General features: G+C 56.1%; 3 rRNA genes. All 3 read right to left on the bottom strand.

Going from position 1 to position 5,424, the window contains the following annotated elements:
* Positions 1–7: 7 nt before the first annotated feature.
* Positions 8–120 (bottom strand): 5S ribosomal RNA (rrf, locus tag DMB80_RS27510).
* A gap of 112 nt (positions 121–232) precedes the next feature.
* Positions 233–3,357, bottom strand: a 23S ribosomal RNA gene (locus DMB80_RS27515).
* Positions 3,358–3,784: 427 nt separating this feature from the next.
* Positions 3,785–5,304, bottom strand: a 16S ribosomal RNA gene (locus DMB80_RS27520).
* Together the 16S, 23S and 5S rRNA genes form the textbook arrangement of a ribosomal RNA operon.
* Between the last annotated feature and the right edge of the window lie 120 nt (positions 5,305–5,424).

The raw sequence follows: 5,424 nt of genomic DNA on the forward strand, positions 1-5,424 counted from the left end.
AATGTGTGTTCGGCGGTGTCCTACTTTTCCACCCGTGTGGGTAGTATCATCGGCGCTGGTAGGCTTAGCTTCCGGGTTCGGGATGGGTCCGGGCGTTTCCCTGCCGCTATGGCCGCCGTAACTGTATTCACTCGTTTTTGAGTGATCCCCTTTTTGTGGGGAAGTTTATAGCCCCTGTTTTTTGGTGGTGGGGGTGGTGTGTGTTTGTGGTGTGGTTGCGAGGTTTTGTTGGTGTTGTAAGTTTTCGGCCGGTTAGTGCCAGTTCCCTGCGACTATTACTAGTCTTCTAGGTCTGGTCTATCGATCCCGTGGTCTGCGGGGGGCCTTATCCCACTGAATGGGTGAGAAGCCTGGTCTTGGAGGGGGTTTCCCGCTTAGATGCTTTCAGCGGTTATCCTGTCCGAACGTGGCTATCCAGCGGTGCCCCTGGTGGGACAACTGGTGGACCAGAGGTTCGTCCGTCCCGGTCCTCTCGTACTAGGGACAGATTTCCTCAAGCTTCTGACGCGCGCGGCGGATAGAGACCGAACTGTCTCACGACGTTCTAAACCCAGCTCGCGTGCCGCTTTAATGGGCGAACAGCCCAACCCTTGGGACCTGCTCCAGCCCCAGGATGCGACGAGCCGACATCGAGGTGCCAAACCATCCCGTCGATATGGACTCTTGGGGAAGATCAGCCTGTTATCCCCGGGGTACCTTTTATCCGTTGAGCGACACCCCTTCCACTCAGAGGTGCCGGATCACTAGTCCCGACTTTCGTCCCTGCTTGACATGTACGTCTCGCAGTCAAGCTCCCTTGTGCACTTACACTCAACACCTGATTGCCGTCCAGGTTGAGGGAACCTTTGGGCGCCTCCGTTACATTTTAGGAGGCAACCGCCCCAGTTAAACTACCCACCAGGCACTGTCCCTGAACCGGATATACGGTTCGAGGTTAGAGGCCCAATACGATCAGAGTGGTATTTCAACAACGACTCCACAATCACTGGCGTGACTGCTTCACAGTCTCCCACCTATCCTACACAAACCGTATCGAGCACCAATACCAAGTTGTAGTGAAGGTCCCGGGGTCTTTTCGTCCTGCCGCGCGTAACGAGCATCTTTACTCGTAATGCAATTTCGCCGAGTCTATGGTTGAGACAGTTGAGAAGTCGTTACGCCATTCGTGCAGGTCGGAACTTACCCGACAAGGAATTTCGCTACCTTAGGATGGTTATAGTTACCACCGCCGTTTACTGGGGCTTAAATTCTCCGCTTCACCCTTACGAGTTAACAGGTCCTCTTAACCTTCCAGCACCGGGCAGGCGTCAGTCCGTATACATCGTCTTGCGACTTCGCACGGACCTGTGTTTTTAGTAAACAGTCGCTTCTCACTGGTTTGTGCCACCCACTCACGCTTAGGCCGTAAAGGCTTACACGCCATGTGGGTCCCCCTTCTCCCGAAGTTACGGGGGCATTTTGCCGAGTTCCTTAACCATAGTTCACTCGTACGCCTTGGTATTCTCTACCTGACCACCTGTGTTGGTTTGGGGTACGGGCCGTGTATGCGCTCGCTAGAGGCTTTTCTCGACAGCATAGGATCACCGAATTCGCCTCACTCGGCTATGCATCACCTCTCAGGATATGTGAGATCCGGATTTGCCTAGATCTCTCCCTACAGGTTTGCCCCAGTATTACCACTGACTGGTACGGCTACCTTCCTGCGTCACCCCATCGCTTGACTACTACCACCGAAGGTCCCGCGCAGCCGGTGATCCCCGCTTCCCGAAGGAATTGGTGGACCACCTTTTGGGCGGTTAGTACCGGTGATTCATCAGGGACGCTCATACACGGGTACGGGAATATCAACCCGTTGTCCATCGACTACGCCTGTCGGCCTCGCCTTAGGTCCCGACTCACCCTGGGAGGACTGGCCTGGCCCAGGAACCCTTGGTCTTTCGGCGGGCAAGGTTCTCACCTGCCTTATCGCTACTCATGCCTGCATTCTCACTCCCACACCCTCCACCACTCGATCACTCGGCGGCTTCACCGGATGCAGGACGCTCCCCTACCCAGCACACACAAGGTGTGCTGCCGCGGCTTCGGCGGTGTGCTTGAGCCCCGCTACATTATCGGCGCACAATCACTTGACCAGTGAGCTATTACGCACTCTTTCAAGGGTGGCTGCTTCTAAGCCAACCTCCTGGTTGTCTTCGCGACTGCACATCCTTTTCCACTTAGCACACGCTTAGGGGCCTTAGCCGGCGATCTGGGCTGTTTCCCTCTCGACGCACGGAGCTTATCCCCCGCCGTCTCACTGCCGCATTACACCGTGTCGGCATTCGGAGTTTGGCTGACGTCAGTAACCTTGTGAGGCCCATCGGCCATCCAGTAGCTCTACCTCCGACACGAACACTGCGACGCTGCACCTAAATGCATTTCGGGGAGAACCAGCTATCACGGAGTTTGATTGGCCTTTCACCCCTACCCACAACTCATCCCCTCAGTCTTCAACCTAAGTGGGTTCGGGCCTCCACGCGGTCTTACCCGCGCTTCACCCTGGCCATGGGTAGATCACTCCGCTTCGGGTCCAGAACACACCACTACACCACACACTGTTGTGTGGATACGCCCTATTCAGACTCGCTTTCGCTACGGCTACCCCACCCGGGTTAACCTCGCGACATGTCCCTGACTCGCAGGCTCATTCTTCAAAAGGCACGCCATCACCCCACAACAAAGTCGAGGGCTCTGACGGATTGTAAGCGCACGGTTTCAGGTACTATTTCACTCCCCTCCCGGGGTACTTTTCACCATTCCCTCACGGTACTAATCCGCTATCGGTCACTGAGAAGTATTCAGGCTTACCGGGTGGTCCCGGCAGATTCACAGCAGATTCCACGGGCCCGCTGCTACTCGGGGAAAACATTTCACGAAAGCCGTCAGATTTTCAGATACGGGGCTCTCACCCTCTCCGGCAGGCCATCCCAGACCACTTCACCTAACCCAACGGTTGTTCACTTTCGCTCCTCTCGGCGGAGAGAAGAAGAAACGCCCCACAACACCGCACACACAACCCCCGCCGGGTATCACATGCACACGGTTTAGCCATCCTCCGCTTTCGCTCGCCACTACTCACGGAATCACTTTTGTTTTCTCTTCCTACGGGTACTGAGATGTTTCACTTCCCCGCGTTCCCCCCCAACGCCTATATATTCAGCGCTGGGTAACACGACATCACTCGTGCTGGGTTTCCCCATTCGGACATCCTCGGATCCACGCTCGGTTGGCAGCTCCCCGAGGCATATCGCAGCCTCCCACGTCCTTCATCGGCTCTCAGTGCCAAGGCATCCACCATGCGCCCTTAAACACTTACAACACAAAACCAAAAAAATGAGTCATCACCCACACACAACCCCAGCACCCCGAAGAGCACCGCAACCGCATGCGGGTATCAGAAAAATTTGCATTACATGCTGACCACACACAACCCACAAAAGTCATGCATGCTCAGATGCTCGCAACCACTATCCACAAATCAAACACCACACCCCACCACCAAAGCAGGGCAACAACAGCACCTCTCACCACACACAGTGGCCAGAGAACCAACGGGCTGTTGTCTCAAAGCCCAATAGTGTGTCCGATGATTTTCCTCGCCACGCATTCCCACGCAGCAAGCCAAGTTTGTTGAATTGCACCAGACCCCCACCCACTACAGGTGTGAGGCCATCTTCACGAATCGGCTACGGTCACCGAACCCCCACACGATGTGGGCGGGCCGAGCTCTCGTGGTGCTCCTTAGAAAGGAGGTGATCCAGCCGCACCTTCCGGTACGGCTACCTTGTTACGACTTCGTCCCAATCGCCGATCCCACCTTCGACGGCTCCCTCCCACAAGGGGTTAGGCCACCGGCTTCGGGTGTTACCGACTTTCATGACGTGACGGGCGGTGTGTACAAGGCCCGGGAACGTATTCACCGCAGCGTTGCTGATCTGCGATTACTAGCGACTCCGACTTCACGGGGTCGAGTTGCAGACCCCGATCCGAACTGAGACCGGCTTTGAAAGGATTCGCTCCACCTCACGGCATCGCAGCCCTTTGTACCGGCCATTGTAGCATGTGTGAAGCCCTGGACATAAGGGGCATGATGACTTGACGTCATCCCCACCTTCCTCCGAGTTGACCCCGGCAGTCTCTCACGAGTCCCCACCATTACGTGCTGGCAACATGAGACAAGGGTTGCGCTCGTTGCGGGACTTAACCCAACATCTCACGACACGAGCTGACGACAGCCATGCACCACCTGCACACAGGCCACAAGGGAACTGATATCTCTACCAGCGTCCTGTGCATGTCAAACCCAGGTAAGGTTCTTCGCGTTGCATCGAATTAATCCACATGCTCCGCCGCTTGTGCGGGCCCCCGTCAATTCCTTTGAGTTTTAGCCTTGCGGCCGTACTCCCCAGGCGGGGTACTTAATGCGTTAGCTACGGCACGGATCCCAAGGAAGGAAACCCACACCTAGTACCCACCGTTTACGGCGTGGACTACCAGGGTATCTAATCCTGTTCGCTCCCCACGCTTTCGCTCCTCAGCGTCAGTTACTGCCCAGAGACCCGCCTTCGCCACCGGTGTTCCTCCTGATATCTGCGCATTCCACCGCTACACCAGGAATTCCAGTCTCCCCTGCAGTACTCCAGTCTGCCCGTATCGCCCGCACGCCCACAATTGAGTTGTGAGTTTTCACGAACAACGCGACAAACCACCTACGAGCTCTTTACGCCCAGTAATTCCGGACAACGCTCGGACCCTACGTATTACCGCGGCTGCTGGCACGTAGTTGGCCGGTCCTTCTTCTCCAGGTACCGTCACTTGCGCTTCGTCCCTGGCGAAAGAGGTTTACAACCCGAAGGCCGTCATCCCTCACGCGGCGTCGCTGCATCAGGCTTGCGCCCATTGTGCAATATTCCCCACTGCTGCCTCCCGTAGGAGTCTGGGCCGTATCTCAGTCCCAGTGTGGCCGGTCACCCTCTCAGGCCGGCTACCCGTCGTCGCCTTGGTAGGCCATTACCCCACCAACAAGCTGATAGGCCGCGGGCCCATCCCACACCGCAAAAGCTTTCCACCACAGCACATGAATGCCGTGGTCCTATCCGGTATTAGACCCAGTTTCCCAGGCTTATCCCAAAGTGCAGGGCAGATCACCCACGTGTTACTCACCCGTTCGCCACTCGAGTACCCCGAAGGGCCTTTCCGTTCGACTTGCATGTGTTAAGCACGCCGCCAGCGTTCGTCCTGAGCCAGGATCAAACTCTCCAAACAAAAACTCCCGATACAAGACCGGGCAGAATCCGAATCAGAAAAATCCGATCACAAACACCAGAAACATCTGGCAAAAAAACGTTGCGCCCCCAAACGGGAAAATGCGGACACAACAAAAAA

This window comes from Mycobacterium kyogaense (assembly GCF_003254575.1).
Taxonomy (GTDB): Bacteria; Actinomycetota; Actinomycetes; order Mycobacteriales; family Mycobacteriaceae; genus Mycobacterium; species Mycobacterium kyogaense.